Annotated in this window: 26 protein-coding genes; 23 read left to right on the top strand and 3 right to left on the bottom strand. The window is 61.5% G+C overall.

The annotated features are described in order from the left end of the window. Positions 1-18 precede the first annotated feature (18 nt). Together mscK and selO are read left to right on the top strand one after the other, a co-directional pair. Positions 19-3,387: a mechanosensitive channel MscK gene (gene mscK / locus CAF65_RS17205; protein WP_085717355.1), complete on the top strand. Its 3,369-nt coding sequence runs from the start codon at positions 19-21 to the stop codon at positions 3,385-3,387. Between the two features lie 48 nt (positions 3,388-3,435). Continuing rightward, complete coding sequence (gene selO / locus CAF65_RS17200; protein ID WP_085717354.1) at positions 3,436-4,899, top strand: protein adenylyltransferase SelO; 1,464 nt, start codon at positions 3,436-3,438, stop codon at positions 4,897-4,899. A gap of 6 nt (positions 4,900-4,905) precedes the next feature. Here the strand turns inward: selO and CAF65_RS17195 are convergent, their stop codons facing one another. Both CAF65_RS17195 and CAF65_RS17190 read right to left on the bottom strand, forming a co-directional pair. Beyond that, positions 4,906-5,307: a type II toxin-antitoxin system HigA family antitoxin gene (locus CAF65_RS17195; protein ID WP_085717353.1), complete on the bottom strand. Its 402-nt coding sequence runs from the start codon at positions 5,305-5,307 to the stop codon at positions 4,906-4,908. Then, complete coding sequence (locus CAF65_RS17190) at positions 5,304-5,597, bottom strand: type II toxin-antitoxin system HigB family toxin (protein ID WP_085717352.1); 294 nt, start codon at positions 5,595-5,597, stop codon at positions 5,304-5,306. Before CAF65_RS17190 ends, CAF65_RS17195 begins: the two co-directional genes overlap by 4 nt. A gap of 194 nt (positions 5,598-5,791) precedes the next feature. Here CAF65_RS17190 and trxC point away from each other — a divergent pair, with 194 nt between their 5' ends. Then, positions 5,792-6,226 carry a thioredoxin TrxC gene (gene trxC / locus CAF65_RS17185; protein WP_085717351.1) on the top strand — a complete coding sequence of 145 codons (435 nt, stop codon included), beginning with the start codon at positions 5,792-5,794 and terminating at the stop codon, positions 6,224-6,226. Positions 6,227-6,260: 34 nt separating this feature from the next. Here trxC and CAF65_RS17180 read toward each other — a convergent pair whose 3' ends face one another. Next, positions 6,261-7,031 (bottom strand): ParA family protein, encoded by a 771-nt coding sequence (locus CAF65_RS17180; protein ID WP_008016979.1) that lies wholly within the window; start codon positions 7,029-7,031, stop codon positions 6,261-6,263. Between the two features lie 356 nt (positions 7,032-7,387). Between CAF65_RS17180 and CAF65_RS17175 the strand changes: the two genes are divergently transcribed. From CAF65_RS17175 to CAF65_RS17080, 20 genes are read left to right on the top strand one after another with little or no spacing between them, the layout of a single operon-like run. Then, positions 7,388-8,113: a beta-ketoacyl synthase chain length factor gene (locus tag CAF65_RS17175; RefSeq protein ID WP_085717350.1), complete on the top strand. Its 726-nt coding sequence runs from the start codon at positions 7,388-7,390 to the stop codon at positions 8,111-8,113. Further along, complete coding sequence (locus tag CAF65_RS17170; RefSeq protein WP_085717349.1) at positions 8,089-8,901, top strand: 1-acyl-sn-glycerol-3-phosphate acyltransferase; 813 nt, start codon at positions 8,089-8,091, stop codon at positions 8,899-8,901. The genes CAF65_RS17175 and CAF65_RS17170 overlap by 25 nt, the downstream gene beginning before the upstream one ends. Further along, positions 8,879-9,154: a phosphopantetheine-binding protein gene (locus tag CAF65_RS17165; protein WP_085717348.1), complete on the top strand. Its 276-nt coding sequence runs from the start codon at positions 8,879-8,881 to the stop codon at positions 9,152-9,154. Before CAF65_RS17170 ends, CAF65_RS17165 begins: the two co-directional genes overlap by 23 nt. A 9-nt stretch (positions 9,155-9,163) precedes the next feature. Beyond that, a complete protein-coding gene (locus CAF65_RS17160; protein ID WP_007992314.1) occupies positions 9,164-9,418 on the top strand; it encodes an acyl carrier protein in 255 nt (84 codons plus the stop codon). Then, complete coding sequence (locus CAF65_RS17155; RefSeq protein WP_085717347.1) at positions 9,415-9,960, top strand: hypothetical protein; 546 nt, start codon at positions 9,415-9,417, stop codon at positions 9,958-9,960. The genes CAF65_RS17160 and CAF65_RS17155 overlap by 4 nt, the downstream gene beginning before the upstream one ends. Beyond that, complete coding sequence (locus tag CAF65_RS17150; protein WP_085717346.1) at positions 9,957-11,636, top strand: acyl-CoA synthetase family protein; 1,680 nt, start codon at positions 9,957-9,959, stop codon at positions 11,634-11,636. Before CAF65_RS17155 ends, CAF65_RS17150 begins: the two co-directional genes overlap by 4 nt. Next, positions 11,629-12,363, top strand: coding sequence for a glycosyltransferase family 2 protein (locus tag CAF65_RS17145; protein WP_085717345.1), 735 nt, complete (start codon positions 11,629-11,631; stop codon positions 12,361-12,363). Before CAF65_RS17150 ends, CAF65_RS17145 begins: the two co-directional genes overlap by 8 nt. Continuing rightward, positions 12,360-13,301, top strand: a complete 942-nt coding sequence (locus CAF65_RS17140) for a glycosyl transferase (RefSeq protein WP_085717344.1) — start codon at positions 12,360-12,362, stop codon at positions 13,299-13,301. The genes CAF65_RS17145 and CAF65_RS17140 overlap by 4 nt, the downstream gene beginning before the upstream one ends. After that, positions 13,282-14,823 (top strand): histidine ammonia-lyase, encoded by a 1,542-nt coding sequence (gene hutH / locus CAF65_RS17135; protein WP_085717343.1) that lies wholly within the window; start codon positions 13,282-13,284, stop codon positions 14,821-14,823. Before CAF65_RS17140 ends, hutH begins: the two co-directional genes overlap by 20 nt. Beyond that, positions 14,816-15,241, top strand: coding sequence for a thioesterase family protein (locus CAF65_RS17130; protein ID WP_085717342.1), 426 nt, complete (start codon positions 14,816-14,818; stop codon positions 15,239-15,241). The genes hutH and CAF65_RS17130 overlap by 8 nt, the downstream gene beginning before the upstream one ends. After that, on the top strand, positions 15,238-15,840 hold the full coding sequence (locus CAF65_RS17125; protein ID WP_085717341.1) for an outer membrane lipoprotein carrier protein LolA: 603 nt from the start codon (positions 15,238-15,240) through the stop codon (positions 15,838-15,840). Before CAF65_RS17130 ends, CAF65_RS17125 begins: the two co-directional genes overlap by 4 nt. After that, positions 15,824-18,163, top strand: coding sequence for an MMPL family transporter (locus CAF65_RS17120; protein ID WP_085717340.1), 2,340 nt, complete (start codon positions 15,824-15,826; stop codon positions 18,161-18,163). The genes CAF65_RS17125 and CAF65_RS17120 overlap by 17 nt, the downstream gene beginning before the upstream one ends. Continuing rightward, positions 18,163-19,320 carry a sodium:proton antiporter gene (locus tag CAF65_RS17115; protein ID WP_085717339.1) on the top strand — a complete coding sequence of 386 codons (1,158 nt, stop codon included), beginning with the start codon at positions 18,163-18,165 and terminating at the stop codon, positions 19,318-19,320. The genes CAF65_RS17120 and CAF65_RS17115 overlap by 1 nt, the downstream gene beginning before the upstream one ends. Then, a complete protein-coding gene (locus tag CAF65_RS17110) occupies positions 19,307-20,554 on the top strand; it encodes an NAD(P)/FAD-dependent oxidoreductase (RefSeq protein WP_085717338.1) in 1,248 nt (415 codons plus the stop codon). Before CAF65_RS17115 ends, CAF65_RS17110 begins: the two co-directional genes overlap by 14 nt. Then, positions 20,551-21,276 carry a class I SAM-dependent methyltransferase gene (locus CAF65_RS17105; protein ID WP_085717337.1) on the top strand — a complete coding sequence of 242 codons (726 nt, stop codon included), beginning with the start codon at positions 20,551-20,553 and terminating at the stop codon, positions 21,274-21,276. The genes CAF65_RS17110 and CAF65_RS17105 overlap by 4 nt, the downstream gene beginning before the upstream one ends. Next, the gene (locus CAF65_RS17100) at positions 21,276-21,806 is read left to right on the top strand and encodes a hypothetical protein (RefSeq protein WP_085717336.1); all 531 of its coding nucleotides are present in this window, start codon (positions 21,276-21,278) and stop codon (positions 21,804-21,806) included. Before CAF65_RS17105 ends, CAF65_RS17100 begins: the two co-directional genes overlap by 1 nt. Then, positions 21,803-22,999, top strand: coding sequence for a beta-ketoacyl-[acyl-carrier-protein] synthase family protein (locus CAF65_RS17095; protein WP_085717335.1), 1,197 nt, complete (start codon positions 21,803-21,805; stop codon positions 22,997-22,999). Before CAF65_RS17100 ends, CAF65_RS17095 begins: the two co-directional genes overlap by 4 nt. Beyond that, positions 22,996-23,457: a hotdog family protein gene (locus tag CAF65_RS17090; protein WP_085717334.1), complete on the top strand. Its 462-nt coding sequence runs from the start codon at positions 22,996-22,998 to the stop codon at positions 23,455-23,457. Before CAF65_RS17095 ends, CAF65_RS17090 begins: the two co-directional genes overlap by 4 nt. Beyond that, positions 23,454-24,182: a 3-oxoacyl-ACP reductase FabG gene (gene fabG, locus CAF65_RS17085; RefSeq protein WP_085717333.1), complete on the top strand. Its 729-nt coding sequence runs from the start codon at positions 23,454-23,456 to the stop codon at positions 24,180-24,182. Before CAF65_RS17090 ends, fabG begins: the two co-directional genes overlap by 4 nt. After that, positions 24,182-25,408, top strand: coding sequence for a beta-ketoacyl-ACP synthase (locus tag CAF65_RS17080; protein ID WP_085717332.1), 1,227 nt, complete (start codon positions 24,182-24,184; stop codon positions 25,406-25,408). Before fabG ends, CAF65_RS17080 begins: the two co-directional genes overlap by 1 nt. The last annotated feature ends 55 nt before the right edge of the window (positions 25,409-25,463 follow it).

The raw sequence follows: 25,463 nt of genomic DNA, 5'->3' as shown, positions 1-25,463 counted from the left end.
CTTGCTTGACCGGTCTCTATGCCTAACCTGCGCTCCATTTTCGCCATAGCCCTTCTGGGCTTGAGTCTCTCTGTCGGCCCCCTTGGTTTATTGCAAGCGGCACAAGCGGCCGAACCGCCCTCCAGCGAAGCCGTGCAGGCGAGCCTGGACAAAATCGCCGAGCGCAAATTGCCGGAAGCCGACCAGAAGGCCCTGCAAATCGTCCTGCAAAGCACGCTGACCCAGCTCAACAACAAGCGTGACTACGAGCAGAAGCTGGCCGATCTCAAGCAAACGTTGAGTTCTGCACCCAAGCAGACCCTCGAGAACCAGCGTGAACTGACCCGCCTCAAGGCCAGCACCGTGGTACCGGTGGCGCAGCGCTTCGCCAAGGAACCGATCCAGCAGCTTGAACTGGTGTTGACCGAGCGCTCCACCCAGCAAAGCGATCTGCAAAAAGCCCTGGGCGATGCCAACAGCCTGATCATCACCGCCCAGACCCGCCCCGAGCGCGCCCAGGCGGAGATATCCAGCAGCCAGACGCGCATTCAGCAGATCAACAACATCCTCAAGAACGGCAAGGACGGTGGCAAGGCCTTGAGCGCCGAACAGCGCGACCAGCTCAATGCCGAGCTGGCAGCGCTGAACGCCCTGATCCCGCTGCGCCGCCAGGAACTGGCCGGCAATACCCAATTGCAAGACCTCGGCAACAGCCAGCATGACCTGCTGTCGGAGCGATCCGACCGCCTGGATCGGGAAATCCAGGAACTGCAAACCCTGATCAACCAGAAGCGTCTGGCTTTGTCCCAGGAAACGGTCACCCAGCAATCCATCGAAGCGCAGAAAGCTGGCGGCAGCAGCCTGCTGGCCACCGAAAGCGCGGCCAACCTGAAGCTCTCGGACTACTTGCTCAAAAGCACCGACCGCCTCAACGAAGTCACCCAGCAAAACCTGCAGACCAAGCAACAGCTGGACAGCCTGACCCAGAGCGACTCGGCCCTGGACGAACAAATCAATGTGCTCAAAGGCAGCCTGCTGCTCTCGAAGATTCTCTACAAACAGAAACAAGCGTTGCCGCGCCTGCGGCTCGACCGCAACCTGGCCGACCAGATCGCCGACATTCGCCTGTATCAGTTCGAAGTCAGCCAGCAACGGGAGTTGCTGAGCAATCCGACCACCTACGTCGAGAACCTGCTGTCGACCCAGCCGCCCGAGCAAGTCACGCCGCAACTGCGCAAAAGCCTGATGGAACTGGCCACCACCCGCGCCGACCTGCTGGAACGCCTCAATCGCGAACTGAGCGCGGTGCTCAATGAATCCATCACCCTGCAACTGAACCAGAAGCAGCTACTCAGCACGGCGCAAAGCCTGCGGGCGACGCTCGATGAGCAGATGTTCTGGATTCCGAGCAACAAACCGCTGGAGCTGGAGTGGATTCGCACTGTGCCGGATCGCCTCCAGCGTCAACTCGACTCACTACCGGTACTTTCAAGCCTGAGTGAACTGACTGACGGCCTGACCCAGCGCCCGCTACTGTTCCTGCCGCTGGCACTTTTGATCGGCGCTCTGCTGTGGCGCCGCAGGAATCTGTACGCGCGACTGATTAAGGTTCACCAGGACATCGGTCATTTCAAACGCGACAGTCAGTGGCACACGCCGCAGGCGATTCTGATCAACATCCTGCTGGCGATGCCGGTGTCGCTGGGCCTCGCCTTGTGTGGGTTGGCCCTGCGAATCGACGCCCGTGGGCAGAACGCCAATATGGGCGCGGCGTTACTGCAGATGGCCGGGGCCTGGCTGGTGTTCTACACCGCCTACCGGATCCTCGCACCGGGTGGTGTGGCAGAACTGCATTTCCGCTGGGAAAAGCCCCAGGTGGAATTCCTGCGCAGATGGGTCCGCCGCCTCGGCATAGTGGTGATGGCACTGGTGACCGTAGTCGCCGTTGCCGAATTGCAGCCGGCGGCGCTGGCCGATGACGTGATCGGCATGCCGGTGGTGCTCACCTGCTACGCCTTGATGACCTTGCTGCTCAGCCGTTTGCTCATCAGTAGCCCGACCCACGAGAACGCTTCGCTGTTCCGCAAGCTCGTGGGGATCCTGTTCACCGCCCTGCCCGTCGCGCTGTTCGTGGCGGTGTGTTTCGGCTACTACTACACCGCGCTGAAACTCAGCGATCGCTTGATCAACACGCTGTACCTGCTGATGTTCTGGCTGGTGATCGAAGCCACGTTCGTGCGCGGCCTCAGCGTGGCGGCCCGCCGCCTGGCTTACCAGCGCGCCCTGAGCAAGCGGCTGGCCGCCAAGGAGGCCGGCGACGGCGAAGCGGTGATCGAAGAGCCGAGCATGGACATCGAGAAGGTCAACGAACAGTCCCTGCGCCTGATCCGCCTGGCGCTGCTCGGCGGTTTCATGGCAGCGCTGTATTGGGTCTGGGCCGACCTGATCACGGTGTTCTCGTATCTGGACAACATCACCCTCTACGAATACACCAGTGGTACCGGGGCCAACATGAGCATGGTGCCGATCAGCATCGGTGACATGCTCGGCGCGCTGATCATCATCGGTATCACCTTCGCCCTGGCGCGTAACTTGCCCGGCCTGCTGGAAGTGTTCGTGCTGTCGAAACTCAACCTGGCCCAAGGCAGCGCCTACGCGACCACCACGCTGCTCTCGTATGTGATTGCCGGCGTCGGTTTCGTCTCGACGCTGTCGACCCTTGGCGTCAGCTGGGACAAGTTGCAATGGCTGGTGGCAGCGCTGTCGGTCGGCCTCGGTTTCGGTATGCAGGAGATTTTTGCGAATTTCATCTCCGGCATCATGATCCTGTTCGAACGTCCGGTGCGGATCGGCGACACCATCACCATCGGCAACCTTTCGGGCACCGTGAGCAAGATTCGCATCCGCGCCACGACCATCACCGACTTCGACCGCAAGGACATCATCGTCCCGAACAAGACGTTCATTACCGGACAACTGATCAACTGGTCACTGACCGACACCATCACCCGGGTGACCCTCAAGCTCGGCGTCGACTATGGCTCGGACCTGGACCTGGTGAAAGAACTGCTGCTCAAGGCGGCCCGCGATAACCCGCGCGTCCTGAAAGACCCGGAGCCGCATGTGTACTTCCTGAATTTCGGCGAAAGCACCCTGGACCACGAGTTACGCATGCACGTGCGCGACCTCGGTGACCGCAACCCGGTACTCGACGAGGTCAACCGCTTCATCAACCGCGAGTTCAAGAAACAGCACATCAATATCTCGTTCCGGCAGATGGAGGTTTACCTCAAGAACCTGCACGGCCAGGAATACAAGATGGTGCCAATCGAGCCCGAAGCGAAAACCATCGTGCCACTGGTCGACGGCAAACCGCCGCAAGAACCGCCCGCCGCCAAGCTCGACTAACCGGGCTTTCCCCAGCAGAATGCTCGGACATTCTGCTGGAGCCGGCCCTTGAAAGCCCTCGACGAACTGACCTTCGATAATCGCTACGATCGCCTGGGCGACGCATTTTCCGCCCATGTGCTGCCCGAGCCCATCGACAATCCGCGCCTGGTGGTGGCCAGCCCCGCCGCCATGGCGCTGCTGGACCTCGACCCGGCCGTGGCCGAAACTCCGGAGTTCGCCGAACTGTTCAGCGGCCACAAGCTCTGGGCCGACGCGATCCCGAGGGCGATGGTCTATTCCGGGCATCAGTTCGGCTCCTACAACCCGCAACTGGGCGACGGTCGCGGCCTGCTGCTGGGCGAGGTGTACAACGAGGCCGGCGAGCACTGGGACCTGCACCTCAAGGGCGCCGGCCAGACGCCGTTTTCACGCATGGGCGATGGCCGGGCGGTACTGCGTTCGTCGATCCGCGAATTCCTCGCTTCCGAAGCCCTGAACGCCCTGAACATCCCAACCACCCGCGCCCTGTGCGTGATCGGCTCAGACACCCCGGTGTGGCGCGAAAAACAGGAGCGCGCAGCCATGATCCTGCGTCTGGCGCCGAGCCATGTGCGCTTCGGCCACTTCGAATTCTTCTACTACACCAAGCGCCCGGAGCAGCAGAAAATACTCGGTGATCACGTGCTGGCCATGCACTTTGCGCAATGCCTGGAACAACCGGAGCCGTACCTGGCGATGTTCCGCGAAGTGGTCGAACGCAATGCCGAACTGATCGCCAAGTGGCAGGCCTATGGCTTCTGCCACGGGGTGATGAATACCGACAACATGTCGATCCTCGGCATCACCTTCGATTTCGGCCCGTTCGCCTTCCTCGACGACTTCGACGCCAACTTCATCTGCAATCACTCCGACGACCAGGGCCGTTACTCCTTCAGCAACCAGGTGCCGATTGGCCAGTGGAACCTCAGCGCATTGGCCCAGGCCCTGACGCCCTTCATCAGCGTCGAAGCCCTGCGCGCAACCCTCGGTCTGTACCTGCCGCTGTTCCAGGCCCATTACCTGGACCTGATGCGCCGCCGCCTCGGCCTGACCACCGCGGAGGAGGATGACCAGACATTACTGGAGAGCCTGCTGCAACTCATGCAAAACAGCGGCGTCGACTACAGCCTGTTTTTCCGTCGCCTGGGTGATGAAGCACCGGCACAGGCCATCACCCGCCTGCGTGATGACTTCGTCGACCTCAAGGGCTTTGATGCCTGGGGCGAGCGCTATGTCGCCCGGGTAGCCCGTGAAGGCGCACTTGATCAAGAGCAGCGCCGCCAACGAATGCACGCCGTCAACCCGCTGTACATCCTGCGCAACTACCTGGCACAAAAGGCCATCACTGCGGCAGAAAGCGGCGACTACTCGGAAGTCCGCCGACTGCACGCGGTGCTGAGCAATCCGTTCGAGGAACAACCGGGGATGGAAAGCTACGCAGAAAGGCCGCCGGAGTGGGGCAAGCATCTGGAGATCAGTTGTTCGTCGTGAGGGGGATCAGATAAAGACTTCTGCCGACACAGCAAAGCGCTCGGCCAGCCAGCGGACCTGTCGCAGGTTGAGCTGGCGCTTGCCGCTAAGTATCTCGGAAACGACAGACTGAGGGCCGACACCAGGCAGGTCACTCTGGCTCAGGCCGTGTTCACGCATCAAGTAGCCAAGAACCTCGACCCCGCTAGGCTTCGGCATCGGGTGATACTTATGATCCCACTCCTCAATCCAGTCACCGATGATATCCACCAGGCTCATCAGCGGGTGGGACTCATCATCGCCGGTCATCTCGAGCAACTCGTCCAGCGCCTGCGCCAGCAAGTCATAGTCATCTTCGCTTTTCGGTTTTCGAAGCAGCGGTGAGACGAACTCCCAGTGCTCGGCAGCTCTTTTGATCAGGATGCTCATGCTCTTTCCTCCTTCCATTTGCCGCGATCATATTCACGGTGGTCCAGCACATGCTTGATATAAAGCTTTTGCGATCGATATCTGACAAAAGCGATCAGCCGCAATTTGTTGCCACCGATATCGAAAACATGAACACCCACCTTGTCGACTGCAGGAAATGTGGTTCTCATCGCCGCAAAATCCGACGGTTTGCTTCCTTTGGCTAATTGATACCAATGATCCAGGGCGTTGGCTGCCATTGGCCATTTGACCTTGGCTTCACGTACTCTTTTTTCGGTGAGAACATGCATGCAACATCCTTATCGCATTTTGCTATAGGAAGTTAATCTCAGGCCAAAAATATCGCAAGTTGCGATAATCCTCAGCAGACCAGCGGTCTGGTTCAGCACGACTCAGCCTAGTTTTATCGCCAGGCACTGCGCGATTGAAAATATGAGCAAACGTCTCCAACTAGGTGTTATCAGCTTCCAATTGGATATCGCTCATGACCGCCCCACTCCACATCCCCTGCCCCCACTGCAACGGCCTCAACCGCATTCCCGCTGAGCGCCTCAACGATCACCCCAAATGCGGACGCTGCAAGACCGAAGTCTTGCTGAACAAACCGTTTGAATTGAAGCAAGGCGACTACGCCAGCCAGATCAAGGGTGATCTGCCGCTGCTGGTGGACGTATGGGCGGACTGGTGCGGGCCGTGCAAGTCGTTTGCACCGGTGTTCGAGCAGGCGGCCAGGCAACTGGAGGGCCAGTGTCGGCTGGCCAAACTGGACAGCGAGGCGAACCAGCAGTTGTCGGCACAGTTGGGGATCCGCTCGATTCCGAGCTTGATCCTGTTCAGAAACGGCCGGGAAGTCGCCCGGCAGAGCGGGGCCTTCCCGTTACCGCAACTGATGAGCTGGTTGCGTAGCCAGGGGATTTAAAACCACCACAGGGGTTTTGTGTTGTCAGCCAGAATCAGGCGTTTTCCAGCAGGTTGTGCAACTCGACAAACTGCTGGGTCAGCTTGTGCCGTGGATCGAGATGAATCAGCGGCGTATTGGCCTGGTGGGATTCGCGCATGCGGACCGAGCTGGCCAGGTACACCGGTAACACCGGCAGGCCTTCGGCGATCAGTTCGTCGAGAATTTGCTGGGGCAGACTGGCGCGAGCCTGGAACTGGTTGACGACGATGCCTTCGACTTCCAGACCTTCGTTATGATCATCTTTCAACTCTTCGATTTCCGCCATCAGGCCGTACAGTGCCTGGCGTGAAAAACTGTCGCAATCGAAGGGAATCAACACACGATCGGCGGCAATCAATGCAGAAACCGCATAGAAATTCAGCGCCGGCGGGGTATCGAGGTAAATCCGGTCGTAGTCTTCGCTCAGCTCCTCAAGCAACTTACGCAGCTTGTTGATCTTGTGCTTGGCTTCAAGCTTTGGCTGCAAGTCCGCCAGCTCGGCGGTGGCGGTAATGACATGGAGGTTATCGAACGGGGTTTCGTAGATGTCGACCTGATTCTTCTTGGAAAATGGCCCGGAAGACAGCGTCTGCTTGAAGAAATCAGCGATGCCCATCGGGATGTCGTTACCGGTGAGCCCCGTCAGGTACTGAGTGGAGTTGGCCTGGGCATCGAGGTCCACCAGCAAGGTGCGAAAACCCTCGCTGGCACTGACCGCCGCCAGATTGCAGGCGATGCTGGATTTGCCAACGCCACCCTTCTGATTGAACACCACGCGCCGCATGTCAAAACCTCCGTGTATCAAAGAATGACCGAGTGTAGTGGTCCGCCGCGCTGCTTCGCTACCTTCTCGGTAAAGGGACTACACAGTCAGTTGCCTTCTCTTGCATGAAAAGCTCTGAACGGCCCTATAGCTTGGCGCAGGAACCGACAGACGGAGCAATAACTTTGTGAATAATTACCAATCATTCAATTTTTTCGAGCCCGCCGCTTCATCTTGCTGAGCAAAATGTAACCAGCATTTGCTACACGTTCCCGGCACCGGGATAATGCGCGCCACTCGGCGCCAAACGCCACGCAGGGTGAGTCTTGGCTCTTGGCCACTCCCCCGTGTCAAGTAAGCCCGTGAGGGTGGGATGAATGTCTGTGATCAACTTCAACATCGCCCAATGGCGCGCCTGGGCCCCGGGGCTTGATAGCGTGGACGACTGGCAGGCCTGGAGCCGGCAACCGGTCGTGCTGCCGCACAGCGATGCCGTTCCCGACGTTTCCTTTCTGCCGGCCATGCAGCGCCGTCGGCTCAGCCGCCTGGCGCGGATGGCCTTCAGTGTCGGCTGGCCATTGGCCGAAGGCCGGCAGGATCTGCCATTGGTCTTTGTTTCCCGTCACGGCGAAACGCCCCGCACCGTCGACATTCTCAGTGATCTGGCCGCCGACCAGCCGCTGTCGCCGACCCAGTTCAGCTTGTCCGTGCATAACGCGATTATTGGTTTGTGGTCGATCATGCGAGGTGAAACCAGCGAAATGACGGCCCTGGCTGCCGCAGGCGATGGTCTTGAACACGGCATGCTGGAAACTGCTGCGCTGCTGGCAGAAGGCGCACGCGCGGTACTGCTGGTGGTCACCGAAGAGCAGCCGCCCGAGGCTTACTCGACCTGGATCGACGACGTGCCGTTCCCTTATGCCGTCGGCCTGCTGATCACACCAGGTACCGACTGGCAGTTGTCCTTGAACAGCCCCCCGAATGCGTTGTCCAACCCCCGCTGGCCACACGCACTGAATCTGTTGCGGATGCTGCTCGGCCAGCAAACCACCAGCCAACATGCCTGGAAAAATCGTGTATGGACCTGGCAACGCAACCCGTGACCGAGAAAAACCGTGACGCCTATTACTGGCGCTTGCTGGCCACCGCCGCAAGCTTTGCCCTGTTCGGGTTGGGCGGGCTGTGCCTGCGCCTGGTGATTTTCCCTTTGCTGAACTGCCTGCCGGGCGATGCCCGGACCCATCGGCTGCGGGCTAGGCAAACGGTCAGCCGCTGTTTCTGGATTTTTGTGCGTTTCATGGCCCGTACCGGGGTGCTGACCTACAACATTGAAGGCGCGGAAAAACTTGGTCGTCCCGGGCAAATGATCGTTGCCAATCACCCATCGCTGATCGACGTAGTGTTTCTGATCGGCCTGGTGCGCCACGCCAACTGCGTGGTCAAGCAAAGCCTCTGGGAAAACCCTTTCACCCGCGGACCGCTGCGCTGCACCGAATACATCAGCAACGACGGCAGCATGGACATGCTCGACGCGGCTGCCGACGCGCTGAAAGACGACCAGACCCTGATCATTTTCCCCGAAGGGACGCGCACCCGCCCCGGCCAGGTACCGGCCTTTCATCGGGGCGGCGCGGCAATCGCCGTGCGTGGTGCGAAAATCCTCACCCCGGTCATTATCAAGGTCAACCCGACTACATTGACCAAGGCCGAGCCCTGGTATCGCATCCCCAAGCGGCGCGTGCACTTCAGTTTCCGGGTCGGGGCCGATATAGACCCACAGACTTTCGCCAAGCAGGGGCCGCCTCCGCAAGCCTCGCGCAAGCTCAACGATTATTTGCATTCTTACTTCATCAAGGAGCTCGCCGAAGATGAGCGATCTGAACACCCATAGCCTGGTGCTGGAAATCAAAGAGCTGATCATCGAAGCCCTGGGGCTCGAAGACATCAGCGCCGAAGACATCGGCAACGAACAGACGCTGTTCGGCGAGGGCCTGGGCCTGGACTCGGTGGACGCCCTGGAGCTGGGCCTGGCCATCCAGAAAAAGTACGGCATCAAAATCGACGCCGATGCCAAAGACACACGTAACCACTTCAGTAACGTGGCGAGCCTTGCGGCGTTCGTCACCGCAAAACAGGCAGCTTGAGACCGGACCATGCAAACTCGTGACGACATTTTCAACACCCTGCGCGATGCCCTGGTCGAGCTGTTCGAACTGGACCCCGAGCGTGTGAGCCTGGAATCCAACCTGTATCAGGACCTGGAAATCGACAGCATCGACGCGGTCGACCTGATCGATCACATCAAACGTCAGACCGGCAAGAAGATCGCCGCCGAAGAATTCAAATCGGTGCGTACCGTCAGTGACGTGGTCGAGGCGGTCTACCGTCTGGTTCAACCGGCCGCATGAGTCGACTGATTGGCCTCGGCCTGCTGCTGGCAGGCCTCTTGTATCCCTTTGCGGTGTATTTCGGCATAGAGCATTTCGCCCCCTGGCAGTTCGGCCTGCTGCTGGGTGGACTGTGGCTGGCCCGGGCGCTGACCGGCAAACGACGGCCTGGCAGCTTGTGGATGGCGATGGTGGCCATTGTGTTCTGTCTGTTGCTGGCACTGTTCGACAGCCCGGCGCTGTTGCGCTGGTATCCGGTGTTGATCAGCGGCTTCATGCTGGGGCTGTTCGGCTCGAGCCTGACATTCGGCCCGCCGATCGTTGAACGCCTGGCCCGGATACGCGAGCCGCAATTGCCGGCCGAGGGCATTCGCTATACCCGTCAGGTGACCATCGCCTGGAGCGTTTTTTTTCTTTGCAACGGTTTGTGTGCCGCCGCCCTGACCCTCTGGGCGCCGCTGAGCTGGTGGACGTTGTACACCGGCCTGATTTCCTACGGATTGATAGGCCTGATGTTTGCCATTGAATGGCTAATACGAATAAGGGTACGAGGCCACCCATGAATTGGATAAAACTTGAGCACCTGCTGCTCAAGGCCCAGCCGGAGCGCGCTGTAACAACCGGTCCGGCGCTGGATCACGCCCGACTGTGCGAACAGGCGCTGCGCCTGGCTGCCGGTCTGCAAGCCCGGGGCGTACGGCAGATGGCCGTACACCTTGAGGACGCGGCCGATCTGGCGGTCGCATTGCTGGGCGCCTGGCGTGCCGGGGTCAGCGTGCTGCTGCCGTCTGACTTGCAACCGCAGACCCGCCAACGCTGGTCAGGCGAAGTCGATCTGTGGCTGAGCGATCTGCCCGACGATGCACACCTGAGCGATTTTCGTCATCCGCCACTGAGTGCAGCGGCGCTGGACCTCGATCAGTGCCAACTCAGCCTGTGCACATCGGGCTCCAGTGGCGAACCCAAGCGCATCGAAAAACACCTGCGCCAACTGGCCAATGAAGTCGAAGCCCTGGAACAACTGTGGGGCTCTGGCCTGGGCCCGGCGTGCATCATCGGCAGTGTCGCTACCCAGCACATCTACGGATTGTTGTTCCGGGTGCTGTGGCCGCTGTGCGCCGGGCGCCCGTTCGTACGTCGGCAATTGGCCTTTCCGGAAGACCTGCAACGCGCCAGTCGCGAGTACCCGGCCTTCGCCTGGGTGGCCAGCCCGGCGCTGCTCAAGCGCATGGGCGACAACCTCGATTGGCCGGCCTTGAGCGCCGTGCGCCGGGTCTTTTCCTCCGGCGGCGCATTGCCGGTCGAGGCCGCAAAGAGCCTGTATGAGCGCCTTGGGCAATGGCCAACGGAAATTTTCGGCAGTTCGGAAACCGGTGGCATCGCCTGGCGTCAGGGCGCTGAACTCTGGCGGCCCTTTGCCAATGTCACGCTGACTCAAGACAGTGATGGAGCGCTGTTGATCGCTTCGCCCTACTTGCCTGACGGCCATGTCGAACAGACTGCCGATTCTGCGCGCATCGCCGCCGATGGTCGCTTCGAATTGCTCGGGCGACTGGACCGGATCGTCAAACTGGAAGAAAAACGCATCTCGCTGCCGATGCTGGAACAGGCGCTGATGGCCCATGAATGGGTCGTCGAAGCGCGGCTCGGCGTCGTTCAGGAAAACCGTGCCTCCCTGGGAGCGTTGTTGGTGCTGAGCGAGGCCGGTTTGCATGTTCTGCGCAATCAGGGCCGACGCAGCCTCACCGAAACATTGCGCCAACACCTGAGCCAACACTGCGAAGCCCTGGCCCTGCCAAGACGCTGGCGCCTGCTGCGACAATTGCCGCTGAACGCCCAGGGCAAACTGCCCCAGGCCGACGTCAACGCCCTGCTGTTGGCGTCGCGCCCCAAAACCCCGGAGGTGCTGGAGCACGTCGAAAGCAATGGCGAGTGGAGCCTGCAACTGGCCGTGCCACCGGACCTGGCCTATTTCAGCGGTCATTTCCCCAAGGCGCCGGTATTGCCTGGCGTGGTGCAAGTGGAGTGGGCGATGAGCCTGGGCCAGCAACTGATGAACCTGCCGAAAAAATTCGCCGGCATGGAAGTCTTGAAGTTCCAGCAACTGGTGCGTCCTGGAGATGAAATCCAGCTGCACCTGCGCTTCGACCCGGCGCGCGGCAAATTGTATTTTGCCTATCGCAACGAAACCGCCACGTGTTCCAGCGGGCGGATCTTGCTGGAGGCAGCGCATGCATAGCCCCTGCGCCGTCGTCCCGGTGTACAACCACGAAAGTGCCATCACCACGGTGGTCGATGCCCTGATCGCCAGCAACCTGCCGTGCATTCTGGTGGACGATGCCAGCAGCCCGCGCTGCGCCCGGGTGCTGGATCGCCTGGCCCAGCGTGAAATGGTTTACCTGATCCGACTCGCCGAAAACCAGGGCAAGGGTGGCGCGGTCATGACCGGCTTGCGCGAAGCGTCGCGCCTGGGTTTCAGCCATGCCTTGCAGGTCGATGCCGATGGCCAGCACGATTTGCAGGACGTCAAACGCTTCATCGAACAATCACGCTGCCACCCACGGGCAGTGATTTGCGGTTATCCGCTATATGACGCCAGCGTGCCGAAAGGTCGTTTGTATGCGCGTTACCTGACTCACGTCATGGTCTGGATCAATACCCTGTCATTGCAGATTCGCGACTCCATGTGCGGTTTCCGGGTTTACCCGCTGCCACCGGTTCTGGCGTTGATCGAGTCAGCGAAAATCGGCAAGCGCATGGATTTCGACTCGGACATCCTGGTGCGCCTGGCCTGGCGCAATCAGCCGATGCAATGGCTGCAAACCAGAGTCCATTACCCGCTGGACGGCGTTTCACATTTTCGCATGTTCCACGACAACGTCCTGATTTCCAGCATGCATACGCGGCTGTTCTTCGGCATGTTGCTGCGGGCGCCGGTGATCCTCTGGCGACGGTGGCGGGCATGAGTACAGACAAGCAACACTGGGCCGACCGCGAGGAGCGCGGCAGTTTCTGGCTGATGAAGCTCACTGCATTCGGCGCCAAGGTGCTGGGCCGTCGGCTGCTGAGCCCGCTGCTGTACGGCATCGTTCTGTACTTTTTCCTGTTCGGCCGCAGCGCCCGACACAGTGCCTGGCAATACCAGCAACGCCTGGCCGAGTGGAGCGGTCGCAGCGAGCTGCGCCCGAGCCACTGGCGTGTGTTCGGCCAGTTCATGGCCTTCGCCGACTCCATGCTCGACAAACTCGACGTCTGGAACGGCAGGCTGAGCATCGAACAAATCGAAATCGTCGACCCGGCACTGCTGCGCGACCAGTTGCGCAGTGCCCGCGGGCAGATGCTGGTGGGCGCGCACCTGGGCAATCTGGAAGTCTGCCGCGCACTGGCGGAGCTCGGCGAAAAAGTCACGATGAACGTGCTGGTGCACACCAAGCACGCCGAACAGTTCAACCGTTTGCTGGGTGAAGCCGGGGCAACCAATTTGCGCCTGATTCAGGTCAGCGAACTGGACCCCGGGATCATGCTACAACTCAGTGAACGCCTGGAGCGCGGCGAGTGGCTGGCGATTGCCGGCGACCGCGTGCCGCTACATGGCGGGCGCAGCGTGACCGTGGACTTCCTCGGCCACCCGGCCAGGTTCCCCCAGGGTCCATGGCTGCTGGCCGGCCTGCTGAAATGCCCGATCAATCTGCTGCTGTGCCTGAAAAAGCCCGACGGCGACTATCGACTGACCATTGAACCGTTCGCCGACGCAATCACCTGGAAGCGCAGCGACCGCGAGCAGGTCATTCATCAGTGGGCCTCCCGCTATGCCGAGCGCCTGAGTCACTATTGCCTCGAAGCGCCCCGACAATGGTTCAACTTTTACCCTTTCTGGAAGACCGATGACGACGCCAACGCTTGAGCCGGTAACCTTCGGCGAACTCCCATTGCGCATCGAAGACGTGCTGGCCCTCGCCAACCGTCAGGTGCCGACGCAATTACAGGGCGATCCTGAGTTCCGTCGGCGCATCGCCAAGGGTGCGCAGTTCCTCGACTCCCTCTTGGACAAGGAAGGCGTGATCTACGGCGTGACCACCGGTTATGGCGATTCCTGCGTGGTCGCGGTACCGCTGCATCACGTCGAGGCGCTGCCCCGTCATCTGTTTACCTTCCACGGTTGCGGGCTGGGCAAACTGCTCGACGCCAAGGCCACCCGTGCGGTATTGGCCGCGCGTTTGCAGTCGTTGTGCCAAGGTGTTTCCGGGGTGCGCGTGGAACTGCTGGAGCGCCTGCAGGCGTTCCTTGAACACGACATCCTGCCGCTGATACCGGAGGAAGGTTCGGTGGGTGCCAGCGGTGATCTGACGCCGCTTTCGTACGTTGCCGCCACGCTGTCCGGCGAACGCGAAGTGATGTTCCGCGGCGAACGCCGGCAGGCAGCCGATGTGCACCGCGAACTCGGCTGGCGGCCACTGGTGTTGCGTCCGAAAGAAGCCCTGGCACTGATGAACGGCACCGCCGTGATGACCGGTCTGGCGTGCCTGGCTTACACCCGCGCCGATTACCTGCTGCAACTGGCTACGCGCATCACCGCACTCAATGTTGTCGCCCTGCAAGGCAACCCGGAGCACTTCGACGAGCGCCTGTTCGCCGCCAAGCCACATCCGGGGCAGATGCAGGTCGCCGCGTGGTTGCGCAAGGACCTGGCCATCGACGCACCGACCGCCCCCTTGCATCGCCTGCAAGACCGTTATTCCCTGCGCTGCGCGCCCCATGTGCTGGGCGTGCTGGCCGACAGCCTGAACTGGCTGCGCCCGTTCATCGAGATCGAGCTCAACAGCGCCAACGACAACCCGATCATCGACGCCGAAGCCGAGCGTGTGCTGCACGGCGGGCACTTCTACGGCGGGCACATCGCGTTCGCCATGGACAGCCTGAAAAACCTCGTGGCCAACGTCGCCGACCTGCTGGATCGACAACTCGCGCTGCTGGTGGATGAGCGCTACAACCATGGTCTGCCGAGCAACCTGTCCGGTGCCACGGCTGACCGCGCCATGCTCAACCATGGTTTCAAGGCAGTGCAGATCGGCACCAGTGCCTGGACCGCCGAAGCGCTGAAGAACACCATGCCGGCCAGCGTCTTTTCGCGCTCCACCGAATGCCACAACCAGGACAAAGTGAGCATGGGCACCATCGCTGCCCGGGATGCGATCCGCGTGCTGGAACTGACCGAGCAGGTGGCAGCCGCCACGTTGCTGGCGGCCAATCAGGGCGTCTGGCTGCGCGGCCAGGCCGAAGATCGACCACTGCCACCCGCTTTGGCCACCATGCACGAAGCGCTGGCCAAGGATTTCCCGCCGGTCATCGAAGACCGCGCGCTGGAAGGCGAATTGCGCCTGTGCCTGCAACGCATCGCCGAACAACACTGGAGGCTGCATGCGTAGCAAGGGATTCCTGCACACCGACACGGAAATCGTCGTACCGTTCTTTGACGTCGACAGCATGCACGTGGTCTGGCACGGCCATTACGTCAAATACCTGGAAGTCGCCCGCTGTGCGCTACTGGACAAGATCGGCCACAACTACACCGCGATGAACGAGTCAGGTTATGCGTGGCCGGTGATCGACCTGCAATTGCGCTACGTGCGCGGCGCGGTGTTCGGCCAGAAACTGAACGTGCGCGCCAACCTGGTGGAGTGGGAGAACCGTTTGAAGATCAACTACCTGATCAGCGATCTGCAAACCGGTGAGCGCTTGACCCGAGCCATGTCGATACAGGTCGCCGTCGACCTCGCCAGCCGCGAGATGCAACTGGCCTCGCCGACCGTGTTCACCGACGCCGTGGCGAGAGTGCTGGCATGAAGTCGACCTTCAAATGCCTCGTCGCCCTGGCGCTGTTCGGGTTGTCATCGATGGCCAGCGCCTTCGATCTGCAACAACTCAGCGATCAACTGGCCAGGCCCGAAGTGATCCACGGCAATTTCATCCAGGAAAAACACCTGCGTGCCCTGCCCCAGCCGCTGATCAGCAAGGGCACATTCGTCCTGGCAAAAAACCACGGCTTGTTGTGGCTGCTCAAAACGCCACTGCAACAGGACTATCGCATCACTGCCAAAGGCATTGCCCGGCGTGACGGCAGTGTTTGGCAAATGCTGCCGGGTAAAAGCGCCGGTGCCGAGCAGAACCGTTTGTTCCTGGCCGTGCTGCAAGGCGACAGCAGCGGCCTGCAACGGGATTTCGAGCTGTCCCTGAGCGGCGACGCGCAGAACTGGAAGCTCACGCTGGTGCCGCGCTCGATGCTGCTCAAGCAGGTGTTCAACCAGATCAACATCGCCGGTGCAGAACTGGTACACAGCATCGAACTGCTCGAAACCCAGGGCGACAGTACCTTGTTGCGCATGCAGGACAGCACCGCCACCCAACCGTTGAGCGACGCGGAGCAACATGACTTTGCCGAGTGAACGGTTCCTGCCACGGCTGTTTCTGATCCTGTTGCTGGCAGTGCTCGCGCTCGCCGGTTGGCAATGGCGCGACGGCGCGCCACTGTCGGCCAATCTGATGGAACTGGTACCCGGCACGGCGCCCGATGCATTGGAATTGCGTGCAGAACAACGCATGCAAGAACCACTGAATCGCGAAATGCTGCTACTGGTCGGGCATACCGATCGCCAGCAGGCCATCGCCATGGCGCAAACCCTCGGCAAGCAATGGCAGGCCAGCGGATTGTTCGAAAAGGTCCAGTGGACCCTGCAAGCCGACTTGCCGGCGTTGCGCACGCAATTGCTGCAAGGTCGCCTGTCGATGCTCTCGGCGGCGGACCGACAACTGCTGGTCGAGCACCCCGACACCTTTATCCAGCAACGGGTGCAGGCCTTGTTCGACCCGTTCAACGGTTACAGCCTGGTGCCGAGCCAGGATGACTGGCTGGGCCTGACCGGGCGCATCCAGAACAGCCAGCCGCAACGCGGTTCGGTGCAACTGGACATCGGCAGCGGCGCCTTGATTGCCGATGCCGATGGCAAGAGCTGGGTGCTGCTGCGCGCGCGCACCACCGGCAACGCCTTCGACATGAGCCTGCCGCTGCAAGTGGCCGACCTGCTCAAGCACAACCGCGAAGAAGCCGCACGGCACGACGTGCAACTGCTCGCCGCCAGCGGCTTGCTGTACGCAGCCAACGGGCAACAGCAGGCCAGCCGGGAGATGACCTGGGTCGGTGGCGGTGCCACCGTCGGGATTCTGTTGTTGCTGCTGCTGGCCTTCCGGCGCTGGCGCGTCTTGCTGGCGTTCGTGCCGGTGCTGGTGGGCATGCTCTTCGGTGCGGTGGCCTGCGTGGCATCGTTCGGCCATATGCACGTGATGACACTGGTGCTGGGTTCGAGCCTGATCGGTGTGGCAGTCGATTACCCGCTGCACTACCTGTCCAAGAGCTGGAGCCTGAAACCCTGGCACAGCTGGCCTGCCCTGCGCCTGACCTTACCCGGGTTGACCCTGAGCCTGATCACCAGCGGTATCGGTTACCTGGCCCTGGCCTGGACACCCTTCCCGGCGCTGACCCAGATCGCCGTATTCTCTGCCGCCGGCTTGCTCGGCGCCTATTTGTCCGCCGTGTGCCTGCTGCCGGCCTTGCTCAAGGGCGTGGAGCTGCGCCCGGCGCAGTGGCCATTACGCGTTTGCGAGCATTTGCTGGGCTGTCGCGAAGCGCTGCTCAGACAGGCGAAAACACCGGTCCTGCTGGCGCTGCTGATCGCCTTTTGCGTGGGCGGCCTGTTACAGCTGAGCAGCAAAAACGACATCCGCCAGTGGATCGGCGCCCCTCAACTATTGACCGACGAAGCCCGGACCATTGCACGGATCACCGGCTATCAACCCACCAGCCAGTTCTTCCTGATACGTGCCGCCAATCAGCAGCAACTGCTCGAACGCCAGAACGCGCTGCGCGAGCGACTGGATCAATTGATTGGCCTGGAAAAGCTCCAGGGTTATCTGTCGCTCAATCAACTGGTCAGCCCGCCGAACGAACAGCAACAGGTGCGCGAAGCGTTGAACAAACTGCCATCGTTCTGGCAACCGTTGCTCGACATCGGCATACCGGCTGAGGCGCTGCAAGCCGAGCTGACGAAGTTACAGGCATTGCCGACCATGGACATCGACGCTGCGCTCACCGGCCCGTTGGCAGAACCCTACCGGCCCCTGTGGCTAGGGCCGACAGATGACGGCGTGGCGGCGATGGTCAGTCTGCAAGGCATCAACAACCCGGCCCTGTTGCGGCTCCAGGGTGAGGATCTGCCCGGCGTGACACTGGTGGATCGACTGGGTGAATTGAACAACGTCTTCGCGGCCACCCAAATCAGTGCCGCAGAACTGAAACTCGCCTCTTGCGTGCTGATCGTGTTGGTGCTGATCCTGCCCTTCGGCCTCGGCGGTGCGCTGCGTATCGTGTCGCTGCCGCTGCTGGCGGCGTTGTGCAGCCTGGCCAGCCTCGGCTGGCTGGGGCAGCCGCTGACCCTGTTCAGCCTGTTCGGCCTGCTGTTGGTGACAGCGATCAGCGTCGATTACGCGATCCTGATGCGCGAACAGGTCGGCGGCGCGGCCGTGAGCCTGCTGGGCGCTCTGCTGGCGGCGTTGACCACTTGGCTGTCGTTCGGCCTGCTGGCAGTGTCGAGCACCCCGGCGGTGAGCAGTTTCGGACTGTCAGTGAGCCTGGGCCTGTTCTTCAGCTTCCTGCTCGCGCCATGGGCCGGTCGACAAGTGCATGAACCCGCAGCCGTGGAGCGTGCAACGTGATGGTCGCTCTGTTCTGGGCGATGGCGCTGGCGTTGTTCGCGGTGGCGACCCGTGTCGGCCGCCATTTTGGCCTGATTCCCATCGTCAGCCAGTTGTTGCTGGCGACCCTCGGCTTGCCGCTGTTGATGTATTTCTGGATCGAGCCCCACTGGCAATTGAGCGGGGCGCAACTGGTGTCGCCGGGCTGGCTGAAGAACGTCTACAGCCTGAGTTTTGCCCTGTTGCTGGGCTACATCCTCAGCGATGTGATCGACCTGCAACTGGATCGCCAAAGCCTGAAAATCGCCCTGCCCAGCTTTTGCATCCCGTTTGCCTGTGGCCTGGCCACGGCCGTCTTATGGTTGCCGCCGCAACCGTGGATCAGCTCGCTGGCCGTCGGCCTGCTGTTCGCCATCACCGCGATTCCGGTGTTGTACCTGTACCTGCGGCACATCGATTACCCACCCGCTGCCACCCGGCGCCTGGTGCAAACCGCGATCCTCATCGACCTCGCCTGCTGGACCCTGTTCGGCATTGCCCAGGGCAGCCTGCACCTGAGCAGCCTGTTGCTGCCACTGACCGGCGCGTGCCTGCCGCTACTGCTGCGGCTGCTGGGCCTGCGCCAGACGTGGCTTTACAGCCTGTGCTTTTTCGCCCTGCTGGTCGTCGCTGAACACTACAAGCTCAACGCGCTGATCTTCGGCGTCGGTTATGTGTTGATCATGGCTGCACTGAGGGCGCCGCTGGTGCTGCCGTTGCCGGCCGTGTGGATGAGCCGTTTGCAGACGTACATCGCCATCCCGTTGATCCTCACGTTCGGCATCGTGCAGATCAACGTACACAGCGTGATGGACAGCCTCGGCTGGATGCAATTGGCGGCCCTGCTGCTGTTACCGATGCTGAGCAAACTGCTGGGCAACTGGCTTGGCCTCGGCTGGGCCGGAGCCTCGTTCAAAGGCGCCAGCCGCTGGCGGGAAAGCGTACTGCTGAACATCCGCGGCTTGAGCGAGATCGTTTTTCTCAACCTGCTGCTGCAACAGCAACTCATCAGCCCGCCGCTGTACTTTGCACTGATGCTGATGGGCCTGATCGCCACGCTGCTGCCGGCCCTGACCGGCATGCACCGTATTCCCCTGAAAACCGCAGGCCCGGCAAGGAGCCCCCATGCCAACCGTTGAAATGGAAATTCGCCAGGTCGTGGTCATCGGCGCCGGTCCTTCCGGTGCCATCGCCGCCGCATTGCTCAAGCGCAAGGGACACGATGTGCTGGTGATCGAGCGTCAGCATTTTCCACGGTTTTCCATCGGTGAAAGCCTGTTGGCCCATTGCCTGGATTTCGTCGAAGAAGCGGGCATGCTCGACGCCGTCAACGCGGCCGGCTTCCAGCTGAAAACCGGTGCCGCGTTTGCCTGGGGCGAACGTTACAGCGCATTTGATTTCAGCGAGACGTTCAGCCACGGCAAATCGACGACATTTCAGGTCCAGCGCGCCGATTTCGATAAGCTGCTGGCCGATCAGGCCACGCTGCAAGGCGTGGAGATCCGCTATGGCGAAACGATCGTCAGCGTCGACATTGATCCGGCAAAACCACAGCTCGGCGTGCGCCGCGAAGACGGCAGCGAGTACCGCATCGAGGCCGACTTCCTGCTCGATGCGAGTGGTTACGGCCGCGTGCTGCCACGCTTGCTCGACCTTGAGGCGCCGTCGAACTTTCCGGTGCGCCAGGCCGTGTTCACGCACGTTGAAGACCGTATAGACCACCCGGCCTTCGACCGCAGCAAGATCCTCGTGACCACTCATCCGACCCAGCGCGACGTGTGGTTCTGGACCATCCCGTTCAGCAATGGGCGCTGCTCGGTCGGCGTAGTCGCCGCTGAGGAACGTTTCGCAGGTCGCAGCGACAATCTGGACGAGTGCCTGCGCGGCTTTATTGCCGAGACGCCAAGCCTGGCCGGCGTGTTGCAAAATGCACAGTGGGACACCGCAGCCCGAACCATCGGCGGTTACTCGGCCAACGTCAAAACCCTGCACGGTCGGGGCTTCGCGCTGCTGGGCAATGCCGCGGAATTCCTCGACCCGGTGTTTTCCTCCGGTGTGACGATCGCCATGCGTTCGGCGAGCATGGCCGTCGGAGTATTGCACCGCCAGTTGCAAGGCGAAGCAGTCGACTGGCAAGCCGAGTTCGCCGAACCGCTCAAACGCGGCGTCGACACGTTCCGTTGCTATGTCGAAGGCTGGTACGCCGGGACCTTCCAGGATGTGATTTTCCATGAAAGCAGTTCGCCGGAAATCCGCGGGATGATCAGTTCCATTCTTGCCGGATATGCCTGGGACCCACGCAACCCGTTCGTCAGCGAAGCCCGGCGCCGGTTGAAGGTGATATCGGAATTCTGTGCAAGGGATGGGTCATGAACGACTTGAGCGATACCTACGTCGAAGAAACCCGTTTCGGCTTGTGGTTCCTGCGCAGCCGGATCTGGCAACACTATGTGCTGCGGGCGGCGATCAACGACTTGCGCAACCTGTTCGGCGAAGCGCTACCTGTCAGCCCGGTGCTGCTGGATGCCGGTTGTGGCCAAGGCAAGTCATTCCCGCTGCTGCGCCAGGCCTTTGCGCCCTCGCGCCTGATCGGCATCGACGCCGACCTGCAGAGCCTGTCCCAGAGCGCCGAAGAAGCGGCGCGCCAGGGCATGGAAGTGGAGTTGATCGGCAGTGACTGCGCCAGCCTCAAGTTGCCGGACGCCAGTGTCGACCTGCTGTTCTGTCACCAGACCTTCCATCATCTGGTCGAGCAGGAACGGGCACTGGCCGAGTTCTACCGCGTGCTCAAGCCCGGCGGTTATCTGCTGTTCGCCGAATCCACCGAGGCTTACATTGATACCTGGGTGATTCGCTGGTTGTTCCGCCACCCCATGCACGTGCAGAAAAGCGCTGCGCAGTATCTGCAGATGATTCGTCGGCAGGGTTTCGAATTTACCGCGCAAAACGTGTCTTATCCGTACCTGTGGTGGAGTCGCGCCACGGATTTCGGCCTGCTGGAACACTTGGGTGTGTGCAAGCCAAAACCCTTTGGCCAACGGGAAGAAACCCTGGTGAATGTGGTGGCGCGCAAACCTTTTGAAGGAATTGTGTGATGTTCATTGCCAGTCGCTCACAACGCTATCCCACAGGGGTAGCAGGTGCTCTGCGATTTTTGCTACTTGCCGCGGCCCTGCTGCTCAGCGCCTGCACCAGCCGGGCGCCATTACCCGGGAAAATTCCGGATCTGCCCCTGCCGCTGCAACTGCACATCCAGCGCTTGCAGGACGACAAACGCCAGGACTGGGTGCTGGTGATCCAGCGCGAGGAGTCAGGTATTCGCTGGTCGATGATGGACCTGCTGGGCATTCCCCAGGCTCGCCAGAAACTGATCGACAAAACCTGGGAGTCCGATGGCTTTTTGCCGCCCAACCCGGAAGCCAGGGAGCTGTTCGCGGCGCTGCTGTTTGCGCTGACGCCGAAGGATGAACTGGCGACCAACTACCCCGGCTCCTGGCAGCACGGCACGCAACGATCCTTGCCCGAGCGCTGGGACATACACTACGCACAACTGCAGAATTTTGAATTGAAGCTTGCGAACGGTCCGACCTATCAAGTCACGCCCCTGAGCGGTGAAACGCCATGACGGCCTACCTCAATGCCCTCGGATTGGTCTGCGCGCTGGGCCGCGACAGGCAGGAGGTTGCCCGCAACCTGTTTGCCGGCAACTGTGGCGGCATGCGCGAACAAGCCGGGTGGGTGCCGCAACGCGCGCTGCCGGTAGGAGCGGTCATGGGCAAACTGGCAAGCCTTCCAGCCGACATGTCGCACCATCACAGTCGCAACAATCAGTTGTTGCTGGAAGCCACGCTGCAAATCCGCCCGGACATCGACAGCGCGATCCAGACTTACGGTCGCGATCGCATCGGCGTCGTACTGGGCACCAGCACCTCGGGCATCGACGAAGCCAGCCAGGGCCTGGCGCATTACCTGCGCGAAAAGCAGTTCCCTGCCGAGTACGACTATCAGCAACAGGAACTCGGGGCGCCGGCAAACTTCCTCGCCGAGTGGCTGCAATTGAGCGGCCCGGCCTATGTCATTTCCACGGCTTGCACCTCCAGTGCCCGAGCCCTGATGAGCGCCCGGCGCCTGTTGGACCTGGGCATTTGCGACGCGGTGCTATGTGGCGGTGTCGACACCTTGTGCAAGTTGACCCTCAACGGTTTCTCGGCGCTGGAAGCGGTCTCGCAACAGCGTTGCAATCCGTTTTCGGTGAACCGCAATGGCATCAACATTGGCGAAGCGGCGGTGCTGTTCCTGATGACCAGACGTACAGGTGACAACCAGCCGATTGCCTTGCTCGGCAGCGGCGCCAGCTCCGATGCGCATCACATTTCCGCTCCGGAGCCCTCGGGTCGTGGCGCTTTGCAGGCCATGCGCAAAGCCCTGGATCGCGCCAACCTGCAACCGGAGCAGATCGCGTATCTGAACCTGCACGGCACTGCCACCCCACACAACGACGCTATGGAAAGCCTGGCCGTGGCAACGCTGTTTCCGGCCGGCGTGCCCTGTTCGTCGAGCAAACCCATGACCGGCCACACCCTCGGAGCAGCCGGGGCGCTGGAAGCGGCGTTCTGCTGGTTGAGCCTGAGCCCGGACAATCGCGAGCATGCCCTGCCGCCGCACATCTGGGACGGGCAGCCCGACCCCGAACTGCCGCCGCTGCAATGGGTGACCCCGGCCACTCGCCTGACGTCCATTGCACCCCGCTACCTGATGAGCAATTCCTTCGCCTTCGGTGGCAACAACGTCAGCCTGATTATCGGAGACGCCCCATGATTGACTGGCCGCTCGCCGAACTGCTGCCCCACGCTGGTGACATGATTCTTATCGATCAGATCCTGGCGTTCGATGCAGAGCAGATTCACACCCGCCTGACCGTCAAGCCCGATGGCCTGTTCAATCTCCCCGACGGCAGCCTGCCGGCCTGGGTCGGCATCGAACTGATGGCCCAGAGCGTAGCCGCTTTCGCCGGTTGCCATGCGCGTCAGCGCGGTGATGCGGTGGAATTGGGCTTCCTGCTCGGCAGCCGCAAATTCGAATGCAACGTTGAAAGCTTCCCGGCCGGCACCGAGTTGACCATCCATGGGATCCGCTCCCTGGAAGACGACAACGGCATGGGCGTGTTCGAATGCCACATCAACGCCCAGGGGATCCACGCCACCGCCCGTCTGAACGTGTATCGCCCACCCCAGGCCGCCCAATATCTCCATGAACCCGAAGGAGTCCAGTCATGACTGAATCCGTACTGGTCACCGGTTCCAGCCGTGGCATCGGCCGCGCCATCGCCTTGCGCCTGGCCCAGGCCGGGCACGACATCGTGCTGCATTGCCGCAGTGGCCTGGCCGACGCCGAAGCCGTCAAAACCGAAATCGAGGCCTTGGGCCGTCGTGCGCGCATCCTCCAGTTCGACGTGGCCGACCGCGCGCGCTGCAAGGAAATTCTCGAAGCAGACGTGGAAACCCACGGTGCCTATTACGGCGTGGTGCTCAATGCCGGCCTGACCCGCGACGGTGCTTTTCCGGCCTTGAGCGAGGAAGACTGGGATGTGGTGATGCGCACCAACCTCGACGGTTTCTACAACGTGCTGCACCCGGTGATGATGCCGATGATTCGCCGTCGCGCTGCCGGGCGGATTGTCTGCATCACCTCGGTTTCAGGGCTGATCGGCAACCGTGGCCAGGTCAACTACAGCGCCTCCAAGGCCGGGTTGATCGGCGCGGCCAAGGCACTGGCGATCGAATTGGGCAAGCGCAAAATCACCGTCAACTGTGTCGCACCCGGCCTGATCGACACCGCTATGCTCGACGAAAACGTGCCGGTGGAAGAACTGATGAAAATGATCCCCGCACAACGCATGGGCACCCCTGAAGAGGTGGCCGGCGCGGTGAATTTCCTGATGTCGGCGGAAGCCTCGTACATCACCCGGCAGGTTCTGGCCGTCAATGGAGGCCTGTGCTGATGAAGCGCGTCGTCGTCACCGGCATGGCCGGCATCACCTCACTGGGCAGCGATTGGGACACCATCGCCGGCAACTTTGCGGCCAACCGCAGTGGCATCCGCCGGATGGGCGAATGGGATCGTTTCACCGAACTCAACACGCGCCTGGCTGGCCCCATCGATGACTTCAAGGTGCCCAGCCACTGGACCCGCAAGCAGCTGCGCAGCATGGGCCGGGTCTCGCGGCTGGCTGTGGGCGCTGCCGAGCAAGCGCTGGCCGACGCCGGCCTGCTGGGCGACGAGTCGATCAAGGACGGGCGCATGGGCGTCGCCTGCGGCTCCTCCACCGGCAGCACCGACGAGATCAAGGCGTTCGGCAACATGCTGCTCAACTCGGTGGCCGAAGGCCTGAACGCCAACTCCTACGTGCGCATGATGCCGCACACCACCGCGGCGAACATCAGCATCTTCTTCGGCCTCACCGGTCGTCTGATTCCCACCTCCAGCGCCTGCACCAGCGGTAGCCAGGGCATCGGCTATGCCTACGAAGCCATCAAGTTCGGGCGCCTGCCGCTGATGCTCGCTGGAGGCGCCGAAGAACTGTGCCCGACCGAAGCCATGGTCTTCGACGCGCTCTACGCCACCAGCCTGAAAAACGATACCCCGCAACGCAGCCCGCGCCCTTACGACACCGCACGCGATGGCCTGGTGATCGGCGAAGGCGGCGGTATGCTTGTGCTCGAAGAACTGGAGCACGCCCTGGCCCGTGGCGCACGCATCCATGCCGAGATCGTCGGTTTCGGCAGCAACGCCGACGGCCAGCACACCACCCGCCCCGAACAAATCACCATGCGCCGGGCCATGGAACTGGCCCTGGAAGACGCCGGGCTGAAACCTTCGGACATCGGCTACGTCAACGGCCACGGCACCGCTACCGAACAGGGCGACATCGCCGAAACCCTGGCCACCAGCAGCCTGTTCGGCGAGCACATGCCGATCAGCTCGCAGAAAAGCTTCCTCGGCCACACCCTCGGCGCCTGCGGTGCGCTGGAATCCTGGTTCAGCATCGAAATGCTCAACCGCGACCTCTACGCCCACACCTTCAACCTCGACGAAGTCGACCCGCACTGCGGCAAACTCGACTACCTGCGCGGCGAGTTCCGGCAGATGAGCAACCGGTACGTGATGAACAACAACTTTGCGTTTGGCGGGGTGAATACGTCGCTGATTTTCAAGCGCTGGGCGTAGAGCCAAAAACGAAAAGGCGCCTTTCGGCGCCCCGCAGTCCACATGCCCCTTTCGG

This window comes from Pseudomonas sp. B28(2017) (assembly GCF_002113025.1).
In the GTDB taxonomy this organism is placed as follows: Bacteria; Pseudomonadota; Gammaproteobacteria; order Pseudomonadales; family Pseudomonadaceae; genus Aquipseudomonas.
The sequence above is the reverse complement of the archived record's forward strand: the minus strand, read 5'-3'. Positions and strand labels throughout refer to the sequence as shown.